The 21,646-nt window shown below is 67.9% G+C and carries 20 protein-coding genes; 11 read left to right on the forward strand and 9 right to left on the reverse strand.

Features of this window, described 5'->3' with window-relative positions:
- Positions 1–829: 829 nt before the first annotated feature.
- Together LF63_RS00805 and secB are read right to left on the reverse strand one after the other, a co-directional pair.
- Positions 830–1,858, reverse strand: coding sequence for an NAD(P)H-dependent glycerol-3-phosphate dehydrogenase (locus LF63_RS00805; protein ID WP_043098977.1), 1,029 nt, complete (start codon positions 1,856–1,858; stop codon positions 830–832).
- Between the two features lie 10 nt (positions 1,859–1,868).
- Positions 1,869–2,360 carry a protein-export chaperone SecB gene (gene secB, locus LF63_RS00810; protein ID WP_043098979.1) on the reverse strand — a complete coding sequence of 164 codons (492 nt, stop codon included), beginning with the start codon at positions 2,358–2,360 and terminating at the stop codon, positions 1,869–1,871.
- A 296-nt stretch (positions 2,361–2,656) separates the two neighbouring features.
- Between secB and rpmB the strand changes: the two genes are divergently transcribed.
- Both rpmB and rpmG read left to right on the forward strand, forming a co-directional pair.
- On the forward strand, positions 2,657–2,893 hold the full coding sequence (gene rpmB / locus LF63_RS00815) for a 50S ribosomal protein L28 (protein WP_043098981.1): 237 nt from the start codon (positions 2,657–2,659) through the stop codon (positions 2,891–2,893).
- A 9-nt stretch (positions 2,894–2,902) separates the two neighbouring features.
- Entirely contained in the window at positions 2,903–3,070 is a 168-nt protein-coding gene (gene rpmG, locus LF63_RS00820) for a 50S ribosomal protein L33 (RefSeq protein WP_184655132.1), read from the forward strand.
- Positions 3,071–3,571: 501 nt separating this feature from the next.
- On the opposite strand, the gene LF63_RS00825 is transcribed toward rpmG, so the two are convergent.
- A complete protein-coding gene (locus LF63_RS00825) occupies positions 3,572–4,771 on the reverse strand; it encodes a DesA family fatty acid desaturase (RefSeq protein ID WP_043098984.1) in 1,200 nt (399 codons plus the stop codon).
- A gap of 193 nt (positions 4,772–4,964) precedes the next feature.
- Between LF63_RS00825 and LF63_RS00830 the strand changes: the two genes are divergently transcribed.
- The 4 genes from LF63_RS00830 to LF63_RS00845 are packed head-to-tail and all read left to right on the forward strand — an operon-like array spanning position 4,965 to position 8,511.
- Positions 4,965–5,912 (forward strand): ABC transporter ATP-binding protein, encoded by a 948-nt coding sequence (locus tag LF63_RS00830; RefSeq protein ID WP_043098986.1) that lies wholly within the window; start codon positions 4,965–4,967, stop codon positions 5,910–5,912.
- Positions 5,909–6,667, forward strand: coding sequence for an ABC transporter permease (locus tag LF63_RS00835; protein ID WP_043098988.1), 759 nt, complete (start codon positions 5,909–5,911; stop codon positions 6,665–6,667). The genes LF63_RS00830 and LF63_RS00835 overlap by 4 nt, the downstream gene beginning before the upstream one ends.
- Entirely contained in the window at positions 6,664–8,013 is a 1,350-nt protein-coding gene (locus tag LF63_RS00840) for a GldG family protein (protein WP_043098991.1), read from the forward strand. The genes LF63_RS00835 and LF63_RS00840 overlap by 4 nt, the downstream gene beginning before the upstream one ends.
- A gap of 3 nt (positions 8,014–8,016) precedes the next feature.
- On the forward strand, positions 8,017–8,511 hold the full coding sequence (locus LF63_RS00845) for a hypothetical protein (protein ID WP_043098993.1): 495 nt from the start codon (positions 8,017–8,019) through the stop codon (positions 8,509–8,511).
- Between the two features lie 3 nt (positions 8,512–8,514).
- Here the strand turns inward: LF63_RS00845 and LF63_RS00850 are convergent, their stop codons facing one another.
- The 5 genes from LF63_RS00850 to LF63_RS00870 form a co-directional block, all read right to left on the reverse strand.
- Positions 8,515–8,958: a hypothetical protein gene (locus LF63_RS00850; RefSeq protein ID WP_052394473.1), complete on the reverse strand. Its 444-nt coding sequence runs from the start codon at positions 8,956–8,958 to the stop codon at positions 8,515–8,517.
- Positions 8,955–9,890: an oxygen-dependent coproporphyrinogen oxidase gene (gene hemF, locus LF63_RS00855; protein WP_043098995.1), complete on the reverse strand. Its 936-nt coding sequence runs from the start codon at positions 9,888–9,890 to the stop codon at positions 8,955–8,957. Before hemF ends, LF63_RS00850 begins: the two co-directional genes overlap by 4 nt.
- 70 nt (positions 9,891–9,960) lie before the next feature.
- Positions 9,961–10,494 carry a DUF1643 domain-containing protein gene (locus LF63_RS00860; protein WP_152569196.1) on the reverse strand — a complete coding sequence of 178 codons (534 nt, stop codon included), beginning with the start codon at positions 10,492–10,494 and terminating at the stop codon, positions 9,961–9,963.
- Between the two features lie 10 nt (positions 10,495–10,504).
- A complete protein-coding gene (locus tag LF63_RS15075; protein WP_152569197.1) occupies positions 10,505–11,017 on the reverse strand; it encodes a lipid A 3-O-deacylase in 513 nt (170 codons plus the stop codon).
- A 129-nt stretch (positions 11,018–11,146) separates the two neighbouring features.
- Positions 11,147–14,311 carry an efflux RND transporter permease subunit gene (locus LF63_RS00870; RefSeq protein ID WP_043098996.1) on the reverse strand — a complete coding sequence of 1,055 codons (3,165 nt, stop codon included), beginning with the start codon at positions 14,309–14,311 and terminating at the stop codon, positions 11,147–11,149.
- Positions 14,312–14,466: 155 nt separating this feature from the next.
- On the opposite strand from LF63_RS00870, the gene gpmA reads away from it, so the two are divergent.
- On the forward strand, positions 14,467–15,213 hold the full coding sequence (gpmA, locus tag LF63_RS00875) for a 2,3-diphosphoglycerate-dependent phosphoglycerate mutase (RefSeq protein ID WP_043098998.1): 747 nt from the start codon (positions 14,467–14,469) through the stop codon (positions 15,211–15,213).
- A gap of 496 nt (positions 15,214–15,709) precedes the next feature.
- Here gpmA and glnK read toward each other — a convergent pair whose 3' ends face one another.
- Entirely contained in the window at positions 15,710–16,048 is a 339-nt protein-coding gene (glnK, locus tag LF63_RS00880; RefSeq protein WP_043099000.1) for a P-II family nitrogen regulator, read from the reverse strand.
- Between the two features lie 188 nt (positions 16,049–16,236).
- Here glnK and ubiK point away from each other — a divergent pair, with 188 nt between their 5' ends.
- From ubiK to LF63_RS15080, 4 genes are all read left to right on the forward strand, one after another.
- Positions 16,237–16,494: a ubiquinone biosynthesis accessory factor UbiK gene (gene ubiK / locus LF63_RS00885; protein WP_043099002.1), complete on the forward strand. Its 258-nt coding sequence runs from the start codon at positions 16,237–16,239 to the stop codon at positions 16,492–16,494.
- A 177-nt stretch (positions 16,495–16,671) separates the two neighbouring features.
- The gene (locus LF63_RS00890) at positions 16,672–18,177 is read left to right on the forward strand and encodes a YifB family Mg chelatase-like AAA ATPase (protein ID WP_081945021.1); all 1,506 of its coding nucleotides are present in this window, start codon (positions 16,672–16,674) and stop codon (positions 18,175–18,177) included.
- Positions 18,178–18,463: 286 nt separating this feature from the next.
- The gene (locus LF63_RS00895) at positions 18,464–20,281 is read left to right on the forward strand and encodes a cation:proton antiporter (RefSeq protein WP_221265679.1); all 1,818 of its coding nucleotides are present in this window, start codon (positions 18,464–18,466) and stop codon (positions 20,279–20,281) included.
- 57 nt (positions 20,282–20,338) lie between these two features.
- The gene (locus LF63_RS15080) at positions 20,339–21,553 is read left to right on the forward strand and encodes a putative peptide maturation dehydrogenase (protein ID WP_052394475.1); all 1,215 of its coding nucleotides are present in this window, start codon (positions 20,339–20,341) and stop codon (positions 21,551–21,553) included.
- Positions 21,554–21,646 lie beyond the last annotated feature (93 nt).

The raw sequence follows: 21,646 nt of genomic DNA on the forward strand, positions 1-21,646 counted from the left end.
TTATACGAGGCACGCGGCCGGCCAGCGGCGATTCGGCGAGCGCGGCGGCAACGGCGGCCGCGGCCTCGGGCGCGACGGGCGGTGCGTCGATCAGGCGCGCTTCGTCGGGGTCGAGTTCGAGTAGGCCGAGCGCGGCGTTTTCAGGATCCAGGTACCACGGCATGCCGGCACGCAGCAGACGTTGGCCGTGTGGCAACTGCGGCTGCAGGTGCTGGAAGCCTTTTTCGTCGAGCTGCCAGACCCATTCCGGCCGGTGCGGCTTGCCGCGCGTCAGGCGCAGGCCGGCCACGCCGCCGAGGAAACACGGGGCGGTGTCGAGCATCTCGGTCAGCAGCGCGTCGCCAACGGCACCGTGCAGATGCGCGTAGTTGCGGCCCTTGCGCTGGCTGTGCGGCAGGCCCAACAGGCTGGTCGCCAGGCGCTGTTCGGTCGACGGCAGCTTGGTCTGCGCCAGGCGGCGCGCGTCCAGCGGCACGGCGTGGTAGAGGCGACCCTGTTCGCCGACGCTGAGCAACACGGGAGCGACTTCCAGGCGCGCGCCCAGATGCTCCTCGCCGTTGACCATCTCCAGGAAGAAACCGAGCGTCGGTTTGCCGTGCGCAGCCGGCTCCGGCGCGCCAGCGTGGCCGCCGAGCAGGCGCTTCCAGTCGGCGGGCACGGCGCCTTGCGGCTCCGGGTCCTTGTCCTTGCGTGGCCGGGGCGGGGCCCGGCGTTCGCCGGTCGGTCGCTGCATCCGTCTCGCTCGCGGATCAAAACATCAAGACTAGCAGCCTGTGCGCCCATGCGTGCAAGCACGCGCGCACAAAGTGGCGAAGGCGTTTTGCTGCCGTTATTTCGGCGGGAACAGATCGCTGGCGTATTCGGGCTTCTGTTCGCGCGCCATCAGCGTGCGCAGCGCCTGTTCCGGGGTGACGTCGCCGTGCAGCACGGCGCGCACGCCGAAGGCGATCGGCAGGTCCAGGCCGTGCTGTTCGGCCAGGCGTCCGACTTCGTCGGCGGTGACCACGCTTTCGATCACCTGGCCGATTTCGCGCACGGCGTCGTCGAGCGGCACGCCGCGACCGAGCGCAAGGCCCAGGCGGCGATTGCGCGACAGGTCGCCGGTACAGGTCAGCACCAGATCGCCCAGGCCTGACAGACCCATCAGCGTTTCCGGCCGCGCGCCGAGCGCGATGCCCAGCTGCAGCATTTCGTACATGCCGCGGGTGATGAGGCCGGCGCGGGCGTTGAGGCCCAGTTCCATGCCGTCGGCGACGCCGGTGGCGACCGCCAGCACGTTCTTCATCGCGCCGCCGAGCTCGGCGCCGAGCATGTCGCTGCCGGTGTAGGCGCGGAAATCGGGCGCGTGCAGCAGGTCGGCGAGCTGCTGCGCGAAGGCGTGATCGGAGCCGTGCACGGTGACGGCGGTGGGCAGGCCGGCGACGACTTCGCGCGCGAACGACGGTCCGGTGACCACGGCCACCGGGCGACCGGGCAGGCGCTCGGCGACCAGTTCGTGCAGGAAGCGACCGGTGCCGGGCTCGAAGCCCTTGGTCGCCCAGCTGACCGCGCAGTGCGGCGGCAGCATCGGCGCGATCCGGTCCAGCAGCGCCGCGAAGGCGTGGCTGGGCACCACGATCAGCACGATGTCCGCCTGCTGCACCGCCGCGGCGAGATCCGCTTGAAAACGCAGCGCCGGCGGCAGTTCCAGGTCCGGCAGGTAGCGCACGTTGCGGTGCGCGGCCTGCATCTCGGCCAGGGCTTCCGGGTCACGCCCCCACAGCGTGGTGGGCGTGCCGTTGCGCGCCAGCAGCGCGGCCAGCGCCGTACCCCAGGAGCCGGCGCCAAGCACGCTGACGCGCGGTTTCGCCTGCGTCATGCGCGTGGACTCAGGAGTTGAGCGTCGGCGCCGCTTCGCCCGCGGCCTGACGGCGCTGCTGTTCGGCGAACAGGGCGTCGAAGTTGATCGGCTGCAGCAGGAACGGCGGGAAGCCGCCATCCTGGATCATCGAGGCGATGACCTGACGCGCGAACGGGAACAGCACGTTCGGACAGTAGCTGCCGATGACGCTCTCTTCGTCTTCCGGCGAGAAGCCGATGATCGAAAAGATGCCGGCCTGATGCACTTCGGCCAGGTAGGCGGTCTGCTCGCCGAGCATGCAGGTCAGGGTCAGGGTCAGCACGACCTCGCGGTTGGCCTCGTCCAGCTTGACCGCCTTGTGGCCCAGGTTCAGCTGCACCTGCGGCTGCTCGTCGGTTTCGCCGATCTGCTGGAAGATGGCGGGCGCGTTGGGCGCTTCGAAGGACGCGTCCTTGAGGTAGACCTTCTGCAGGATCAGCTCGACCTGGTCCTGACCGTTCGCTTGGGTTTCTTCAGCCATGATGCTCTCTGCTCGCGATGATCGAATGTCAAAGAGCGGCATTGTCCCATAGATTGCCGCCCGTGTGCGCCCGAGCGACCGCGTGGCCACGACCGGCATGCTTGCGGCGCAAGCGCTTGATTTGCCATAATGGCGAGCTTGCCTTTCTGTGTCCGACCCTATGGACACGCCTCGCGCACGGCGGCAGCGCGGGAGCGAAAGGCAATACCCAGCATGCCGCGAGCGGCCCGAACGGCCGTTGCTGGGCCGAAATCGCCCTGGCTAATGGGCGGTCCATACTGTATTCGGAGGTCATCATGGCCCGTGTATGCCAAGTCACCGGCAAGGGTGTGCAGACCGGCAACAACGTCTCGCACGCCAACAACAAGACGCGTCGTCGCTGGTTGCCCAACCTGCATGAGCGTCGTTTCTGGGTGCCCAGCGAGAATCGCTGGGTGAAGCTGCGTGTGTCCAGCAAAGCGCTGCGCACGATCGACAAGAACGGCATCGAGGCCGTGATCGCCGACCTGCGTGCCCGCGGCGAAAAGGTTTAAGGAGACAAGATCATGCCCTCCAAGCGCGACAAGATCCGCCTCATTTCGTCGGCCGGCACCGGCCACTTCTACACCACCAACAAGAACAAAAAGAACACGCCCGAGAAGATGGAGATCAAGAAGTACGATCCCGTCGTCCGCAAGCATGTCATGTACAAGGAAGGCAAGATCAAGTGAGGTGACGTCCGCGCGCAAGCGCGACGCCGCATCCACCCGCCACTGCGGGGATCGATGCTTCCCGACAAGGCCCGCCCTCACCGGCGGGCCTTGTTTTTGGGTCGATGTGCCAGCTGCGACGATGCGGAAGTGCAGGGCTGGAGCAGGGTGGCGGCTGGGATCGGGCCTGAACGGGATGTAGCGGCGGCAGGACTCTCGCCGGGTGTCGATTCGGGTTGCGCGCGGCACGCGTCCGCTTGCTGCGTCGGCGGCATGCCGAGTCCCTGGGTCCGCAGTCCTGCGTCACGAAGCGTCGCCGCGACGGACCGGCCGATATCTCGGAAATGGGGCCCTGCGAGGTCATCGTGGTCGGCGATGATGCCCGCCGAGGTGCATGGGCGGACGATGCTGCATCGATGCACCTGGTGTGGATGTCCTATGTTCGCAGACTTCACCAGGTACGGTTGCATGCACGAAAAAGCCCGCCGAAGCGGGCTTTCCGAATCTCGGGTCGGCGGTCGCTCAGGCGTGGCTGGCGGCGACCGAATAGCCCTTCAGGCGCTGCGCGAAATCCTGCAACGCGCGGATGCCGCTCTGCTCGGCTTCGCGAATCCACTGCTGCAGACCCTTCAGCGCCGCGTCGGCGCCGCGCTGTTCCATCAGCGCCATGAGGCGGGCGCGGTAGTCGCACACCACGCGCAGGCGCGGGCGATGCTCGACCACGGCCTCCAGCTGCGCGCGCTTGTCGCGGTCCAGCCAGCGGCCGCCGTCGGCGAGCGCACGGCGCAGGCGCTTGGGTACGGCCTTGATGCTATCGCCGGCGTGTGCGGCTTCCTCGCGCAGGGTCGGCACGATGACCTGGCGGTAGTAGTCGGTCATGGCCTGGAAGCGGTGCGTCAGCACGGCCTTCAGGGTGTCGGCGTCCGGCAGGTGCACGTTCGGGCGCACGTCCAGCGACGGCGCTACGCGCAGCACCTTGGCGAGGCCCACGGCGCGCAGGCCGCAGATCACCGCCCAGCCGATGTCGAACTCCCACTTGCGCAGCGCGAACTTGGCCGAGCTGGGGAAGGCATGATGGTTGTTGTGCAGTTCTTCGCCGCCGATCCAGAAGCCCCACGGGATCAGGTTGGTGGCGGTGTCGGAGCTCTCGAAATTGCGATAGCCCCACCAGTGACCGATGCCGTTGACGAAGCCGGCGGCCCAGAACGGAATCCAGATCATCTGGATCGCCCAGATGGCCAGACCCACGGCGCCGAACAGCGCGATGTTGATGATCGCCATCAGCGTCGGGCCGGCATACGGATGTGCGCCATAGACGTGACGTTCGAGCCAGTCGTCGGGGGTGCCGCGGCCGTACTTCTCCATGTCGGCGGAGATCTTGCTCGCCTCGCGGTACAGGCTCACGCCGTCCCAGAACACCTTCTTGATGCCGTAGATCTGCGGGCTGTGCGGATCGTCCTTGGTTTCCACCAGCGCGTGGTGCTTGCGGTGGATCGCGACCCACTCCTTGGTCACCATGCCGGTGGTCAGCCACGACCAGAAGCGCAGGAAATGCGCGATCACGGGGTGGAAGTCCACGCCGCGGTGCGTTTGGCTGCGGTGCAGGTACAGGGTCACGGCGAAGATGGTCAGCTGAGTGACGATCAGGCCGTAGACCAGCCAGGTGACCCAGCCGGCGCCGGTCAGGCCGCGGGCAGCGAAGTCGAGGAGCGCGTTGAACATCAGAACATCTCGGAGAAGCGGAGGATCAGTGTACGCGTCGCGCATCCATACTCGCCAGCATGTTGCCGGCGCGGCAGAACGCGCTTCGCGTCACTGCCATTGAACCACATCGGGTGTTGCAAAAGTATTGTTGCTACGCACTTTTTTCCGATGCCGGTTGTTCTCAATATGGGTTCCCGGCCAGAATCATCAAGTGAACGATCCTTCCCCGCTGCTGCAACTGGAACGCGTCAGCCGCCGCCTCGGCGGCCGCACGGTCGTGCGCGAGCTCGATCTGCGTCTGGCGCGCGGTCAGGTGCTGGGTCTGCTCGGCGTCAACGGCGCCGGCAAGTCGACCACGCTGGCGATGATGGCCGGCGCGCAGCAGCCCGATCGTGGCTGCGTACGCCTGCAGGGCGTGGATCTGGCCGAGCAGCCGCAGCGCGCGCGCACCGATATCGGCTGGCTGCCCGAGCGTGCGCCGCTGTGGCCCGAGCTGAACGTGATCGAGCATCTCGACGCCAGCGCGCGTCTGCGCGGCTTGCGCGGCGCGGCCGTGCGCAAGCGCCGCGACGCGCTGCTGGAACGGCTGCAACTGCAACGCGAGGCGCGACGATTGGTCGCGGTGCTCTCGCAGGGGCAGCGCCAGCGCGTCGGTCTCGCCTGTGCGCTGCTGCACGAACCCCCGCTGCTGGTGCTGGACGAGCCGGGCAACGGTCTCGATCCGCTGCAGGCGGCGCAGCTGCGCGAGCTGATTCGCGAACGCGCGGCAGCCGGTTGCGGCGTGGTGCTGTCCACGCACCTGCTGCCGGAGGTGACGGCGGTGTGCGATCGCGTGGCGATCCTGCATGAAGGCGCGCTGCGCCACGACGCGCCGCTGCATGCCGGTCGGGATCGTCTGCTGCTGACGCTGGCGCAGTCGGTCGACGCTGCCCACATCGCGGCGCTGACGCCGGTGGCGCAGGTGCAGGCCCAGGATGCCTGCCGCTATGCGATCACGTTGCGCGACGACGCCGACGCTCCGGCGCTGGTACAGGCGGCGGTCGCGGCCGGTCTGGCCGTGGCCGGCGTGCAGCCGGTGGCCGGCGAGCTGGAGCAGGCGTTCATGCGCATCGCCACGCAGCACGCGGCATCCGCCTCCGAACAGGCGCAGGCGGCATGAGCGTACGCGCGGTGATGGGCTACGAATGGTGTCGCCTGTGGACCCGTCCGCTGGGCTGGGTGCTGGCGGCGCTGACCATGGCCGGCATGGGCTGGGAATTCCTGCTAATGCTGAACCAGTACCTGGCGCTGCAGGTGCGTCTGGCGGCGGCCGGCAACACCAGTGGATTCACCGATCTGGTCACCCTGCCCTGGCTGGCATTGTTCGTGATCGCCGCCTTCGTGCTGGCGCCGCTGTTGACGATGGGCGCGCTGGCCGGCGAGCGTCGCGGCGGCACGTTGCCGCTGCTGTTCTCGGCCGGGGTATCGCCGACGGCGGTGGTGTTGGGCAAGTATTTTGCGGCGCTGCTCTGGCAACTGCTGATCCTGTTGCTGCTGCTGGCGATGCCGGTGGTGCTGGCCGTGGTCACGCATCCGGACTGGGGCAAGCTGGCCGCGGCCGCGTTGGGCCTGACGTTGGCCCTGGCGGCGCTGAACGCGGTCGGCGTGGCCTGCTCGGCGTTCGCCGGGCATCCGGCGCTGGCGGCGGCGGGCGCCTTCGTGGTCACCGCGCTGCTGGTCGGCGTCAACAAGCTGGCGCTGGCCGACGGCGCGATCGGCGGCATCGCCAACTGGCTGGCGCTGTCCACGCATCTGCAGCCGATGGGGCGCGGGCTGGTGAGTACCGACGATCTGGTCTGGTTTGCGCTGCTGATCGGCACGGCCCTGTTGCTGGCGATCCGTCGCGTGGGCGACGAAAGGACGCGCGGCGGATGATGCGACGACGCCTGCCCATCGGTCTCTATGCCCTGCTGCTGCTGGTCGCGGCCGGCTGCATCGGCTATCTGGCCACGCGCCATGCGCGCACCTTCGACTGGAGCGCGGGCGACCGCGCCAGCCTGAGCGCGCCGACGCGAGCGGTGCTGCAGAAGTTGCACGGTCCGGTGCAGATCGTCAGCTACGCTGCGCCCGGCGGCGCGTTGCGACCGACCATCGCCGCGTTCCTGCAGCGCTATGAGGCGGTCAAGCCGGACCTCAGCGTGCGCTTCGTCGATCCGGACGCGAACCCGGCCGCGATGCGCGCCGCCGGCATCGAGGTCGCCGGCGAGATGGTGCTGCGCTACGACGGCCGCGAAGAACACGTGCGCGAGCTGAGCGAGGACGCGCTGACCAATGCGCTGGAACGCCTGGCGCGCGGCGGCGACCGCGTGGTCGCCTTCGTCACCGGCGACGGCGAACGCCGCCCGGACGGCACGGCCGGCGCCGATCTGGGGCTGTTCATCAAGCCGCTGGCCGCGCGCGGCGTGCGCGCGGTGCCGCTCAATTTCAGCCAGGTCGGCCAGGTGCCGCAGGGCACCCAGCTGGTGGTGCTGGCCAGTCCGCAGTCGACGCTGCCGCAGGCCGCGGTGAAGGCGCTGGTCGATTACGTGCAGGGCGGCGGCAATCTGCTGTGGCTGAGCGATCCCGGCGCGCCGCATCCGGAACTCGATCCGCTGGCGCGTGCGTTGGGCGTGCAGCGTCTGCCGGGACTGCTGGTCGACGGCCAGGGCGCGGCGTTGGGCCTGAAGGACCCGCGCGTGGTCGCGCTGGGCAGCTACCCGCCGACCGCGATTACCCAGGGGCTGGTGCAGACCACGGTGTTCCCGCAGGTGCAGGCGCTGGCCAGCACCTCGGACACGCAGTGGTCGGCCAAGCCGCTGCTGCGTTCGAGTCCGCAGAGCTGGACCGAACTGCAGCCGATCGACGAGCAGCATCCGTCGACCATTCGTTTCGATCCCGACAAGGGCGAGCTGCGCGGACCGCTGGATTTCGGCTATGCGCTGTCGCGGCTGTCGCCGAGCCCGGACAAGAACGAACAGCGCGCGGTGGTCATCGGCGACGGTGATTTCCTGTCCAACGCGGTGCTCGGCCAGGCCGGCAACCGCACGCTGGGCGAGCGCGTGTTCGAGTGGCTGCTGGGCGACGATGCGTTGATCGGCGTCGACCGCGCGGCCGCGCCGGACCGCATGGTACGGCTGTCGAGCGGCGGCCTGACCGCGATGGCGGCGGTGTTCATGATCGGCCTGCCGCTGCTCCTGCTGCTGTTGGGCGTGGGCATCGCCTGGCGCCGGCGGCGACGCTGACGCATGCGCAGCGCATGGCCCCGCGTGTTGGGTGGCGTGGCGCTGCTGGCGCTGGTCGCTCTGGCCTGGTGGCAGTGGCGCAGCGACCGCGCGGCCGCTCCGGGCACGCTGCTGCACCTGGATCCCGTGCAGGTGCAACGCATCGAGGTGATCTGGCCGGGACAGCCGCCAGAGAAGTACCAGCGCAAGGACGGTCGCTGGTGGCAACAGACGCCGACGCCGCAGCCGCTGACCGACGCATCGCGCGTCGAGGCCATGGCCGAGATCGCCGCCGCCCCGGTGCAGCGCTGGTTGAGCGAGACCCATCCCGATCTGCACGCGCTGGGCTTGCGGCCGCCGCAGCTGATCCTGCGGCTGGACGGCCATGAACTCGACTACGGCGTGATGACGCCGTTCGGACCCAACCGCTACGTACGCGTGGGCGGTCGCATCGCCGTCGTGCACGCGCAGTACGCGCCGCGCGCGGCGGCGGCCAAGCGCATCAGCGCCGGCCCCTGAGCGTCACGACGCAGAACGGTCGGCGTGGGCGACGACCTTGCGGCAGAAGTCGATCCAGGTCGCCAGGTCGAGATCGTTCTTGCAGTCGTTGGTGCGCCACGCGCAGATGCGGAAGTCGGCCGGGCCGAGACCGTCGCCGACATGGTCGACCGATGGCAGCATGGCGAAGCGCTGCTTGTAGGCGCGCCGCTGTTCCTTCGACGTGGCGTTGTCGTAGTCGCTGAGCAGTCGCCAGTCCAGGGCCTCGCCGGTGTAGGCATCGACGCCGTCCGACGCCAGCACGGCTTCATGGATGGCCTGCTTGTACGACGACACCGTCGCCGTGACGTTGCCGCGCTTGCGGTCGCGGCGCACGTGCGCGACCGCCTTGCGTTGCAGCCAGCGCACGTAGGCGGCGCGGTCGTGGATGCCTTCGAGGAAGGCCGGCAGAGCGTATCGCACGCTCACGCCCCGGCGTCGTCCTCGGCCAGCCAGTCGCGCGGCTTGAGGTAGGCTGCGAGCCTCGCCTCCGGGCTGCCCGGCTCGGGCGCGTAGGCGTATTCGAAGCGCACCTGCGGCGGCAGGCTCATCAGGATCGACTCGGTGCGTCCGCCCGACTGCAGGCCGAACAGCGTGCCGCGGTCGTAGACCAGGTTGAACTCGACGTAGCGGCCGCGCCGGTACAGCTGGAAGTCGCGTTCGCGCTCTTCCCAGGGCTCGTGCATGCGGCGCTCGACGATGGGCAGGTAGGCGTCGAGGAAACCCTGGCCGACGTCCTTCAGGAAACCGAAGCAGCGCTCGAAGCCGCCCTCGTTGAGGTCGTCGAAGAACAGGCCGCCGACGCCGCGCGTCTCGGCGCGGTGCTTGAGGTAGAAGTACTCGTCGCACCACTGCTTGTAGCGCGGGTAGACGTCTTCGCCGTACGGCGCGCACAGTTCGCGGGCCACGCGGTGCCAGTGCTTGACGTCGTTGTCGAACGGATAGAACGGCGTCAGGTCGAAGCCGCCGCCGAACCACCACACCGGTTCCGCGCCGGGCTTGCTGGCCTCGAAGTAGCGCACGTTGGCGTGCGTGGTCGGCACGTACGGATTGTGCGGATGCAGGACCAGCGACACGCCAGTAGCGATGAAGCTGCCGCCGGCCAGATCTGGCCGGTGCGCGGTGGCGCTGGGCGGCAGGCGGGTGCCGGCCACGCGCGAGAAGTTGACGCCGGCCTGCTCGAACACGCCGCCGTTCTTCAAAACGCGGGTGCGGCCGCCGCCGCCTTCGGGGCGTTGCCAGGCGTCCTCGACGAAGCGCTGGCCGTCGCCGTCGGAATCGTCGACGGCTTCCAGTGCCGTGCAAATACGGTCCTGCAAGTCGCGCAGGAACGCTTCGACCTGTTGGGCTTGATCATGCATGCGGCCAGTGTCGGCGGCGACGGCGGGCTTGGCAAGCCCGCAGATGGCCGAGGTGCGGGCTCGCGTCGTCTCAGGACGTTGCCGCGACGGCCGCGTCCCACCGCTTCGGCTGCGTGTCGGCGCGCATGTACAGCGGATGGCGCGGCGCGTGATCGCGGGTCAGCCCGAGCACGTGCGGTTCGCGCAGCAGTGCACGCACGACCGCATCGCGCCGACGCAGCGCGCCATGATGGCCCCAGGCGGCGACGGTCAGCGCCGCCTCGGCCTGCAGGCGTTGCAGCCAGGCATCGTTGTCGCGGCCCACCGGCGAGCGTGCGCGGCGCAGCTTGTCAGGCGAAGGTGTGCGCCAGGCGAACAGGTTGCCGACCGCCAGCGCGCCGTAGCCCCAGGCGCGGGCGAAGCCGATGCAGCGGCGAATGGTGGGGTCGTTCGCCGTGGCGCTGGCGGTGGACGGATTGAGCATCACGAACAGCGCTGTCGGACCCTCGCCCCAGCGCCGCCACAGCGCATAGCGGTAGCGGCCGCAGGCGGAGAACGCGGCGGCCGCATCCATGTCGCCGATGCGGCCGCGTTGCAGGGTGTGCGTGTTCGGGGCGGTGCTCATCGCCCCGATGCTAGTGCAGTCGCACGCCGACCAACAGCATGGTCTCGCCGAGGTTCTTGCCGCCGAAGAAATCGCCGTTGGAGATGTGACGCACCATCACCTGCCAGCGATGCCCCTGCCAGCCCAGACTGCTGACGAACTGTTCGCTGCTGCTGAGCGCGTCGGTGCGTCCGCCGGCGGCGCCGAGCTGGAAGCTGAAGAACGCGCCGCCCCACCAGTCGACCAGACGCACGCCGGCCGCGCCGACGAAGACGTTGTGATCGAGATCGTCGGCCCGGGTCGAGCGGCTGTCGACCCAGCCCAGCGTATAGGCCGGTTTCCAGTGCAGACCCTTGAAGTCGTGGGTGCGCGTGGTGACGTCGATGAAGCCGACATTGGTCCAGCGATGCGATGAGGTGGTGCTGCGCCCGACGCTGATCGTGGCGTCGACGCCGCCGTCGTCGGCCCGGGCGTTGGGTGCTGCGGCAAACAGGCTGCCCAGGGCGAGCAGCGCGATGAACGTGAAATGCATGCGATTAGGCATTGCGACTCCTTTCCTTCGGTCGAAATACCCCTCGTAAATCCCGCTCGGGCATTTTAAATGCTCAAGCAAGTATTGTCATGGAATATTTCGCCGCGACCGGCACGGCGCGCATGTCATCCGTGCGCCTGCCTAACTTCGGCTGGATACGGCGAGTGTCTTCAGCCGCTTGCGCTCCGCGCGTCGCGCGCGTCGCGCGACCTTGCGCAGCTGGCGGTCGTGATAGCCCAGGTAGATCGCGGGCGTGGACAGCAGCGTGAGCAACTGCGAGATCGCCAGACCGCCGATCAGCGCGATGCCCAGCGGTTGACGCAGCTCGGAACCGACGCCGAAGCCGATCGCCAGAGGCACCGCGCTGAGCATGGCCACCAGCGTGGTCATCAGGATCGGACGGAAGCGCGTGAGCGCGGCCGCGCGGATGGCCTCGACCGGCCCGAGGCCGCGGTTGCGTTCGGCATCCAGCGCGAAATCGACCATCAGGATCGCGTTCTTCTTGACGATGCCGATCAGCAGCAGCACGGCGATGGCGGCGATCAGCGACAGCGGCGTACCGGTGACCAGCATGGCCGCGACCGCGCCGACGCTGGCGGCGGGCAGCGTGGAAAGGATGGTCAGCGGATGGCGCATGCTCTCGTAGAGAATGCCCAGCACCAGATACATGGCCACCACGGCGGCCAGGAACAGCATGCCGATGTTGGACTGCAGCTGCTGCAGACGCTGGTTGTCGCCGGTGAAGTCGATGCGCACGTTGGCGGGCAGGCCCAGACCCTGCGCCTGCGCCTTGATCAGCGCGATGCCCAGGCTTGGCGGCGTCTTGTCCTTGAGGCCGTAGTTGATGGTCGAGGCCAGTTCCTGCGACTCGTGCACGACCTGCGGCGGAATCACCGTGGGTTCGAGCCGCGCCAATGAAGCGATCGGCACCATGCCGCCACTGCCCAGCACGTACAGATTCAGCAGCGAGGCGGGCGATACCACCTGCTGGCTCGCGGCGCTGAGGATCACGCGGTAGTTGTTGGTTTCCGAGTAGATGGTCGAGACCGGTTGCTGGCCGAAGGCGCCAACCAGCGCCGCGTCCACCGAGGCCATGCTCACGCCGAGCCGGGCGGCGCGCGAGCGGTCCACGTGCACGGTCTGCTGCACGCTGACGTCGTCGTAGTCGCTGCCGATGTCGCGCAGCTGCGGGAGTTTGCGCAGGGCGTCCTCCAGGCGCAGGGTCCAGGTCTGCAGCGCGATGGGGTCATCGCCGCGCAGCTGGAAGTTGTACTGCGCCTGTCCGCCGCCCCCGCCGCCCCCGCCGCCGAGGAACTGCACATTGTTGACGTAGCACTGCACGCCCGGAACCTTGTCCAGCAGCTTGCGCATGCGTTCGATGATGGCTTCCGATTTCAGCGGCCGGTCGCCGGGGCCGTGTCCGTAAGGCTTGAGATCGACGAACAACTGGCCCTGATTGCCGACGGCGCCGCCGGGACCGCCGCCGAGCACGGTGGCGACGTTGGTCACGGCGGGATCGGCCTGCACCAGATGCGCCACGGCCTGCAGGCGCTGGGTCATTTCATCGGGCGACACGTCGGCGTCGGCGACCACGTTGACGCGCAGCAGGCCGGTGTCCTGCGCCGGCATGAAGGTGCCGCCCACGAATTTCACCGTGACGATGACCAGCACGGCGGTCAGCGCCAGCAGCAGGATCGGCTGCCAGCGCATCAGGCGGCGGTGGCGCAGCGCCCAGTCGAGGCTGCGTCGGTACATGCCGAGTACGGCGTCGTCGAAGCGCTCCAGCGCGCGCTGCCAACGCGTGCGCTCGTGTTCGTGCGGGATGCTGGTGTGTCGCAGGTGGCGTGCGCACAGCGCCGGCGTCAGGGTCAGCGAAACCAGCGCCGAGATCACCACCGCAGCCGCCAGCGTGACCGAGAACTCGCGCATCAGCATGCCCAGCATGCTGCTCTCGAACAGCAGCGGCGCGAACACCGCCAGCAGCGAGACGGTGATGGAGATGACCGTGAAGCCGATCTCGCGCACACCGCGCAGGGTAGCCTGCATCGGCGTCTCGCCGGCCTCCATGTGGCGCACGATGTTCTCGATGACCACGATGGCGTCGTCGACGACGAAGCCGATGCACACCACCAGCGCCATCATCGACAGGTTGTTGAGCGTGTAGCCCAGCGCGGCCATGGTGACGAAGGCGCCGGCCAGCGACAACGGCACGCTGAGCGCGGCGATCAGCGTCGGTCCGGTGCGGCGCAGGAACACCAGCATCACCAGGATGACCAGCGCGATGCTGATCAGCAGCGTGATCTGGATCTCGTGGATCGAGGAGCGCGTGGTGTTGGTGAGGTTGAAGACCGGCTGGATGTGCACGTCGGCGGGCATCCACGCGGCCAGCTGCGGCAGACGCGCCTTGATGGCGTCGACCGTGGCCAGCGCGTTGGCGCCCGGGCGCTTGCTGATCTGCAGCATCACCGAACGCTGGCCGTTGAGCCACGCGGCCTGGTGCATGTCCTCGGCGCCGTCGTAGACATGCGCCACGTCGCTCAGTCGCACCGGCGTGCCGTTGCGCACCGCGATCACCAGTTTGGCGAAGTCCGCGGCGGTGTGCAGCTGGTCGTTGGCCTGCACGATGAGCTGGCGCTGACCTTCGGTGATGGTGCCCAGCGGCGCGTTGACGTTGGCGGCGGTGAGCGCGTTGCGCACGTCGTCGGTGGACAGGTTCTTCGCGCTCAGTGCGTCCAGGTCCATGTCCACGCGAATCGCCGGCGGCGCGCTGCCGAACACCTGCACGCGGCCGACGCCCGGCACCTGCGCGATGCGCGGCATCAGCAGACTGTTGGCCATGTCGTACAGTTCGGCCGGCGGTTGCGCGCGCGCCGTGAGCGCGACCAGCAGGATCGGAATCTGGTCGGTGTTGAACTTCAACACCTGCGGCGCCGACGGCAGATTCGAGGGCAGGTCGGGCGCGGCCGCGTTGATGGCCGCCTGCACTTCGCGCGCGGCGTCGTCGATATTGCGGTTGAAGTCGAACTGCACCAGCACGAAGGTCGAACCGGCGTTGCTGGTCGAGCGCATGTCGCTGATGCCGGCGATCCGGCCGATGTGGCGCTCCAGCGGCGCGGCCACCGTGGTCGCCATCGTGTTGGCGCTGGCGCCCGGCTGCGAGGCGATCACGAACACCGCCGGCACGTCCAACTGCGGCAGCGCGGCCACGCCCAGTCGCAGATAGGCGACCACGCCGCCCAGCACCAGGCCGATGGCCAGCAGCGTGATGCCGATCGGTCGGCGGATCATGGGCGCAAAAAAGTTCATCGGAGCAAGTCTGCCTGCCGTCCCTGAGTGCTTGCGTGTGCTGGAAGTCGGCCGTGACCAAAGACATGCCTCGACCAAACTCTTCAAGAATACCCGCGTTGACGCTCCGTGCCGAGGCTCGCATGCTTAAGCTTTTCCGCGCCGGACTCTCGCCCATGCACAAACTTGTCCTGATTCGCCACGGCCAGTCGCAGTGGAACCTGGAGAACCGTTTCACCGGCTGGGCCGACGTCGACCTCACCGAGCAGGGCATCGCCGAAGCCCGCGAGGCCGGCCGCCTGCTGACCGAGGCCGGTTTCCGCTTCGATCTGGCGCACACCTCGGTGCTCAAGCGTGCCGTGCGCACGCTGTGGCACGTGCAGGACGCGATGGACCAGATGTGGCTGCCGGTGCACACCGACTGGCGTCTCAACGAGCGTCACTACGGCGCGCTGACCGGCCTCAACAAGGCCGAGACCGCGGCCAGGTACGGCGACGAGCAGGTGCACATCTGGCGCCGCAGCTACGACACGCCGCCGCCGGCGATGGAACCGCAGGACAACACCTTCGCCGCCGACCCGCGCTACGCCGATCTCGATCCCTCGCTGGTGCCGCTGACCGAATGCCTGAAGGACACCGTGGCGCGCGTGCTGCCGTACTGGCACGAGACCCTGGCGCCGACGGTGAAGGCCGGACGCAGCGTGGTGGTCGCCGCGCACGGCAATTCCATGCGCGCGCTGGTGAAGTACCTGGACGGCATTTCCGACGACGACATCGCCGGCGTGAACATCCCCAACGGCGTGCCGCTGGTGTACGAGTTCGACGCCGACATGAAGCCGATCACGCACTACTACTTGGGCGATGCCGAGGCGCTGAAGGCGAAGATGCAGGCCGTTGCCAACCAGGGCAAGGCCAAGGGCTGAGGTTCGCGGTGACGGTCACCTGCTCCGGGTGACAGGGCGAAAGACACGGCCGGCGGGATCACCGCGTCGGTTTCGTGGGGCAAGCGCCGCAGCGTCAGGGTCGATTTGGTGCCGGCATCGCGGGCAGCGGCAAGACGTCCGACAACTTGCAAGAAACACTTGAGTGAAGCGGTTCGCGTCAGCGTGTCCGCTTAGATGCGTTGTCAGGCGCTTGCGCAGAAATCAATGCAAGTTCGGAGTCGTAAACGTCCGCACCCCATTTGATCTTGCCGTTGGCGTCTCTGCAGACAACCATCCCTCCCGGCCTTCCGTCTGGAAAGGTGAACCCTTGATCCAACTCCACGATGTCTCCGACAGCGGGCGGGCTTGTCTCATACCCTTCTGAAAGCCCCACCCGATCGGCAGGAATGGGCGTGAGGAGTCGTGCTCTTTTGGGGCGACATCTTTCCATTTGCGACCTAACGCAGAAGTCTGACGAGCTTTTACGACGCGAGTTTTACAGCGCGTCGGCGTCCAGCTCGCCGGTGCGGATGCGCACTACCTGCTCCAGCGTCTGCACGAAGATCTTGCCGTCGCCGACCTTGCCGGTGCGCGCCGATTGCTGAATGACTTCCACCGCGCGGTCGAGCAGCTCGTCCGCCATCGCCGCCTCGATCTTGATCTTGGGTAGGAAGTCGACCACGTATTCCGCGCCGCGGTACAACTCGGTGTGACCCTTTTGCCGGCCGAAGCCCTTGACCTCGGTGACGGTCAGGCCCTGCACGCCGATCTCGGCCAGCGCCTCGCGCACGTCGTCGAGCTTGAACGGCTTGATGATGGCGGTGATCAGCTTCATGCAGGTTCCCGGCGGACATGACAGGTGGGGGCACACTATAGCGGCTGCGCGGCGCGGATGCCGATGCGGCCGACGCATACGCCGTCTTCACGACGTGTAGGCAAAACCCTACGCGGTCTGATGCATTCCGCCGATGGCGTGGCTATCCTGAGCGTTCCACACTGACCGCAAGAGTTTCGAGGTGCCGCATGATTGATGTCCAGTCCATTGACGCCATCGCGCAGCGGCTCGCGAACGCGGTCCCGCCCGGTCTCGCGCAGGCGCGCGAAGACCTCGCGGACAACTTCCGCGACGTGCTGACGCAGGGACTGCGTCGCCTCGATCTGGTGACACGCGAAGAGTTCGACGTGCAGCGCCAGGTCCTCGCCCGCACCCGCGAGCGCGTGGAACAGTGCGAACAACGCATCGCCGAGCTCGAAGCGCGACTGGCCGACACCGGCCGCTGACCGCACCGAACAACCGCCTCCCGGGAGACCGCCCCCGATCCGTCACCTCACCCCGAGTCAACGATCGGGGGCGGCTTTTTTCGCCCTGTCGCGATGTGTCGGTGCAAGGAGCACAGTTGCAATGCACATCGCACGTCCGGGCGCATCGGGCTTCCGCCGTGCGGAGGCGCGACGCGCATGAGTCTCTCGGTGATTCTCAGCCGCGCCCAGGAAGGCGTGAGCGCGCCGCAGGTGATGGTCGAGGTGAATCTTTCCGGCGGGTTGCCGAACACGTTCATCGTGGGGCTGCCCGAGGCGGCCGTGCGCGAGGCGCGCGACCGGGTGCGCGTGGCGATCCAGAATACCGCGTTCGAATATCCGAGCCGCCGCATCACGGTCAATCTGGCCCCGGCCGAGTTGCCCAAGGACGGCGGCCGTTTCGATCTGGCCATCGCCCTCGGCATTCTGGCCGCGGCCAACCAGGTGCCGCGCAAGCGCCTGCTCGACTGCGAATTCCTCGGCGAACTGGCGCTGTCGGGCGAACTGCGTCCCGTTGCCGGCGTGCTGCCGGCGCTGCTGCACGCCGGCAAGCGTCGACGTCGCGTGGTGGTGCCGCGCGCCAATGCCGCCGAGGCCGCGCTGGTCGCCGACGCCGACGTGCTGGTGGCCGATTCGCTGGCCGAGGTCTGCGCGTGGTTGCGCGGTGGCGAGGAACTATCGCGACCGCAGGCTGCGACCGCCGAGGCGCCCACGGATGCGATGCCGGATCTGGTCGACGTGCGCGGCCAGCTGCAGGCGCGCCGTGCGCTGGAAGTCGCCGCCGCGGGCGGTCATCACCTGCTGCTGGTCGGTCCGCCCGGCACCGGCAAGACCATGCTGGCCGAGCGCCTTCCCGGCATTTTGCCGCCGCTGGGCGAATCGGAGGCGCTGGAAACCTGCGCGGTGCGCTCGGTCGCCGGCGAGGTGATCGACCCGGCCCTGTGGCGCAGGCGTCCTTTCCGCGCGCCGCACCACACGGCGTCGGCGGTGGCGCTGGTCGGCGGCGGTTCGCGGCCGCGTCCGGGAGAAATCTCGCTGGCACATCACGGCGTGCTGTTCCTCGACGAGCTGCCCGAATACGAACGCCGCGTGCTGGAAGTGCTGCGCGAGCCGCTGGAGTCCGGTCAGATCGTGATCTCGCGCGCGGCGCGGCAGAACACGTTTCCCGCGCAGTTCCAGCTGGTGGCGGCGATGAACCCGTGTCCGTGTGGTTACCACGGCGATCCGGGCGGGCGCTGTCGCTGCACGCCGGACCAGGTGGCCCGCTATCGTGCGCGCCTGTCCGGCCCCCTGCTGGATCGCATCGATCTGCAGGTGGAGGTGCCGCGCGTGCCGTTGCACGAACTGACCGCCGCGCGACGCGACTACGACGAGGACAGCGCCACCGTGCGCGAGCGCGTGATCGCGGCGCGCCGACAGGCGCTGCTGCGCGCGGGTCGACCAAACGCCGAGATCAGCGTGCGCGAACTCGAACGCGACTGTGCCCTGGGCGTCAAGGAGCGCGACTGGCTGCAGAACACGCTGGAGCGTCTGCGTCTGTCGGCGCGGGCCTATCATCGCGTGCTGCGGGTGGCGCGCACCTTGGCCGATCTGGAAGGTTCGGCCGGTTGTGTCAATCGCGAGCATCTCGCCGAAGCCTTGCAGCTGCGCCGTATCGACGTCTGAGGCGAGCATCGCGGACACAGTGTTCCGTACGGCGAACGACGCTTTGCTTGACCACGCCGTGCGTCGGCCGGATAATTGAACTGTCGGGTATGCAAAATACCTGGCCCGCCACCCCGGTATCGGATTCCCCTCCCCCTCCCCCGCATCCGATACCGGGGCTCGGCCTCTCTTCCTTCCCTGTCTTCCGTTCGATCTTCACGGCCGCATCGACGTCCGGCCGCCGGGCAGACATGCGTGGACATGCGGCGTGCGATTGCCGCTACCATCGAACCCACGACCACCGTGGATGTCGTCTCTCGTGATCGTCAATCTCGCGCTCATGCTCACCCTGCTGCTGGTGATCGGCTTCGCTGCCCAATGGCTTGCGTGGCGGGTCAAGCTGCCGGCAATCCTGTTCCTGCTGCTGGCCGGCATCCTGCTCGGTCCGGTCAGCGGACTGGTGGAGCCGGACAAACTGCTCGGCAAGTGGCTGTTCCCCGCCGTGTCGCTGGCGGTGGCGCTGATCCTGTTCGAGGGCAGCATGACGCTGCGTTTCCACGAACTGCGCGGCATCGGCCGTGCGGTGCGCGGCCTGGTCAGCTACGGCGCCGTCGCGGCCTTGCTGATGCTGGCGGCGGCCGCGCACTGGATCGCGGGACTGGAGTGGCAAATCGCCTTCCTGTTCGGCGCGCTCGGCTGCGTGACCGGGCCGACCGTGATCGTGCCCATGCTGCGCACCCTGCGCCCGGACGCGAAGATCGCCAACACCCTGCGCTGGGAAGGCATCGTCATCGATCCGCTCGGCGCGCTGTTCGCGGTGCTGGTGTTCGAGGCCATCGTGTCGCGCGAACAGGGGCATTCGATCGGCGTGTTCGCGGCCACGGTCGGCAGCGGCGTCGTGATCGGCGTGATCGGCGCGATCGTGCTGGCGTTCCTGCTGCGCCGTCATCTGATTCCGGAGTACCTGCAGAACTTCGGCACGATGGCCGCGGTACTCGGCGCGTTCGCAGTGTCCAACGCGATCACGCACGAATCGGGTCTGCTGGCAGTGACCATCATGGGCATCGTCATCGGCAACCGCCGCGACGTGCACATCGACCACATCATGGACTTCAAGGAGGACCTGTCCACGCTGCTGGTCTCGCTGCTGTTCGTGATCCTCGCCGCGCGCCTGCATTGGCCGTTGCCCGACGGCATGTTGCTGGGTGGCGCGCTGGTGTTCCTGGCGGCGCAATTCGTGGTGCGTCCGGTGTCGGCCTGGCTGGCGACGCTGGGCAGCACGCTGAACTGGCGGCAGCGTGCGCTGATCGCCTGGGTCGCGCCACGCGGCATCGTCGCCGCGGCGGTCTCGGCGCTGTTCGCGTTGCGCCTGGAAGAGTTGCGCGTGCCCGGCGCCGAGGCGTTGGTGCCGCTGGTGTTCAGTCTGATCATCGGCACGGTGATCGTACAGAGCGCGACCTCGCGCCAGCTGGCGCGCTGGCTGCGCGTGGCCGAGCCGGAGCCGGACGGCGTGCTGGTGTTCGGCGCCGACCCGGTTGCGCGCGCCGTGGCGGCGTCGCTCAAGGCCGCGGATTTCCGCGTGCTGGTGGTCGACGACGACTGGGAGGGCGTGCGCGCCGCGCGCATGCAGGGTCTGGAGACCTTCTTCGGCAGCCCGACCTCGCAGCATGCCGATCACCACATGGACCTGACCGGCATCGGCCGCCTGCTGGCGATGTCGACGCGACGCGAGCTCAATTCGCTGGCCGTCGTGCATTACCGCCAGGAGTTCGGTCGCGAACGCGTCTACCGCCTGCGCAATCTGGCGCCGGAAGAACGTCACGATCGCCGCAATTTCGCTGGCAACCTGCTGGCGCCTGCGCTGTTCGGCGAGAACATGACCCACGGCCGCTTCGCCGAAATGATGAGCGAAGGCTGGCGCATCAAGTCGACCAAGCTCACCGAAACCTTCGACTGGCCGCATTTCGTCGAACAGTACGGTTCGGAGTCGGTGCTGCTGTTCGGCATCGGCGAACGCGGCGCGCTGCGCGTGGCATCCAGCAAGCGCGAACTCGATCCCAAGCCGGGCTGGACCGTCATCGTGCTGGTGCCGCCGCCGCGTCAAGAGACCGAAGCAGTCGCGTGATACTTTTGTCGGACCCGGGTCTGCGCTGACCCGCCGACACGTTGAACAGGAACGTCCATGCGCATCCGTCGTCGCCGCATTTGCTTCATCCAGATTTCCGATCAGCTGATTCCGGATTTCAACGCCTTGTTCAGCGGCGAGGTGAAACTCGACACGGAACCGGCCGCGGAACTGCTGTGCCCGATTCGCAGCGAGCGCCTGAAAGTCAGCGGCCGCGAACTGGCGCTGTTGGCGGAGTTGCCGGCCGATGCATGGGTCGACGCCGGCGACCTGATCGAACGAGGAAGCATCGACGAGGAAGCGCTGGCCAGCCTGGTGCAGCGGCACATTGTGCTGTCCGATGCCGACCACGACATCGCCAGCAAGGCCATCCTCGAGGCGGAGGGTCGCTTTGAGCGCGTGGGCTGGTACGACCTCACCGCGATGTATCACGCGATGACGCGCTGGGCCGGCATGGCCGACGACGTCGCGACTCGTGAACACACCCCCGAGGCCCATCGTCAGCGTCTGGGCAAGATCGCCGATCGGCACGGCGATATTCCGCCGCATTTCCCACGTCGAGCGGATGCTCTGTCCACGCACGCTCTGGAATTGCAGCCGTTCGATTCGCCGCTCGCGACGATACTGAAGTCGCGCCGCACCACGCGCGTGTTCGATGCTGATGCCGTGCTGTCGCAGGCGGATTTGTCGCACATGCTGTACGGCTGCTTCGGCGCGCAGGGTATCCGTGAACTCGCGCCCGGCGCGACGGCGGTCAAGCGCACCAGCGCTTCCGGTGGCGGGTTGACGCCGATCGATCCGTATCCGGTGATTCTGCGCGTGGAAGGTCTGAAGTCCGGCGTCTACCACTACGACATGAGCCGTCATGCCCTGGAGCTGCTGCGCGAAGTGGACGAACAGGTATTGCGAGAGCAATTCACGGCGTTCACGGCAGGCCAGGATTATTTTGCCCAGGCGCACGTCATGATCGTGCACGTGGGCCGCTTCAATCGGCATCACTGGAAATACCGGCGGCACATGAAAGCCTACAAGGCGCTGCTGATGGATTCCGCGCACCTGAGCCAGACCTTCTATCTGCTGGCGACGGAGCGCGGTCTGGGCGCGTATTACACGGCCGCCATCAACGACGCGCAGCTGAGTGAATATCTCGGTCTGGATCCGATCGAGGCGGCGCCGTTCGGCGTCAGCGGATTGGGCGTTAAGGGACCAGACAAGGACGCCCCGCTGCATTTCAATCCGGAGCCTTTTACCCCGAATTTCCAGAAAGGCTAAAATTATCAATCATGTGCGTATACCCGTGTGGGGCGGGACATACCCATCGAAAGGACGACTTTCGCGCGTTTTTGTGAATGTCGTCCTTGCATA

It is taken from the genome of Oleiagrimonas soli (assembly GCF_000761445.1).
Lineage (GTDB): Bacteria > Pseudomonadota > Gammaproteobacteria > Xanthomonadales > Rhodanobacteraceae > Oleiagrimonas > Oleiagrimonas soli.

Bases quoted from the DNA above. Each gene is read 5' to 3' on its own strand.
- LF63_RS00805 (WP_043098977.1), bottom strand. From the start codon at position 1,858: ATGACGCAGGCGAAACCGCGCGTCAGCGTGCTTGGCGCCGGCTCCTGG.
- secB (WP_043098979.1), bottom strand. From the start codon at position 2,360: ATGGCTGAAGAAACCCAAGCGAACGGTCAGGACCAGGTCGAGCTGATC.
- rpmB (WP_043098981.1), top strand. From the start codon at position 2,657: ATGGCCCGTGTATGCCAAGTCACCGGCAAGGGTGTGCAGACCGGCAAC.
- LF63_RS00825 (WP_043098984.1), bottom strand. From the start codon at position 4,771: ATGTTCAACGCGCTCCTCGACTTCGCTGCCCGCGGCCTGACCGGCGCC.
- LF63_RS00835 (WP_043098988.1), top strand. From the start codon at position 5,909: ATGAGCGTACGCGCGGTGATGGGCTACGAATGGTGTCGCCTGTGGACC.
- LF63_RS00840 (WP_043098991.1), top strand. From the start codon at position 6,664: ATGATGCGACGACGCCTGCCCATCGGTCTCTATGCCCTGCTGCTGCTG.
- LF63_RS00845 (WP_043098993.1), top strand. From the start codon at position 8,017: ATGCGCAGCGCATGGCCCCGCGTGTTGGGTGGCGTGGCGCTGCTGGCG.
- hemF (WP_043098995.1), bottom strand. From the start codon at position 9,890: ATGCATGATCAAGCCCAACAGGTCGAAGCGTTCCTGCGCGACTTGCAG.
- LF63_RS00860 (WP_152569196.1), bottom strand. From the start codon at position 10,494: ATGAGCACCGCCCCGAACACGCACACCCTGCAACGCGGCCGCATCGGC.
- LF63_RS15075 (WP_152569197.1), bottom strand. From the start codon at position 11,017: ATGCCTAATCGCATGCATTTCACGTTCATCGCGCTGCTCGCCCTGGGC.
- LF63_RS00870 (WP_043098996.1), bottom strand. From the start codon at position 14,311: ATGAACTTTTTTGCGCCCATGATCCGCCGACCGATCGGCATCACGCTG.
- gpmA (WP_043098998.1), top strand. From the start codon at position 14,467: ATGCACAAACTTGTCCTGATTCGCCACGGCCAGTCGCAGTGGAACCTG.
- glnK (WP_043099000.1), bottom strand. From the start codon at position 16,048: ATGAAGCTGATCACCGCCATCATCAAGCCGTTCAAGCTCGACGACGTG.
- ubiK (WP_043099002.1), top strand. From the start codon at position 16,237: ATGATTGATGTCCAGTCCATTGACGCCATCGCGCAGCGGCTCGCGAAC.
- LF63_RS00890 (WP_081945021.1), top strand. From the start codon at position 16,672: ATGAGTCTCTCGGTGATTCTCAGCCGCGCCCAGGAAGGCGTGAGCGCG.
- LF63_RS00895 (WP_221265679.1), top strand. From the start codon at position 18,464: ATGTCGTCTCTCGTGATCGTCAATCTCGCGCTCATGCTCACCCTGCTG.
- LF63_RS15080 (WP_052394475.1), top strand. From the start codon at position 20,339: ATGCGCATCCGTCGTCGCCGCATTTGCTTCATCCAGATTTCCGATCAG.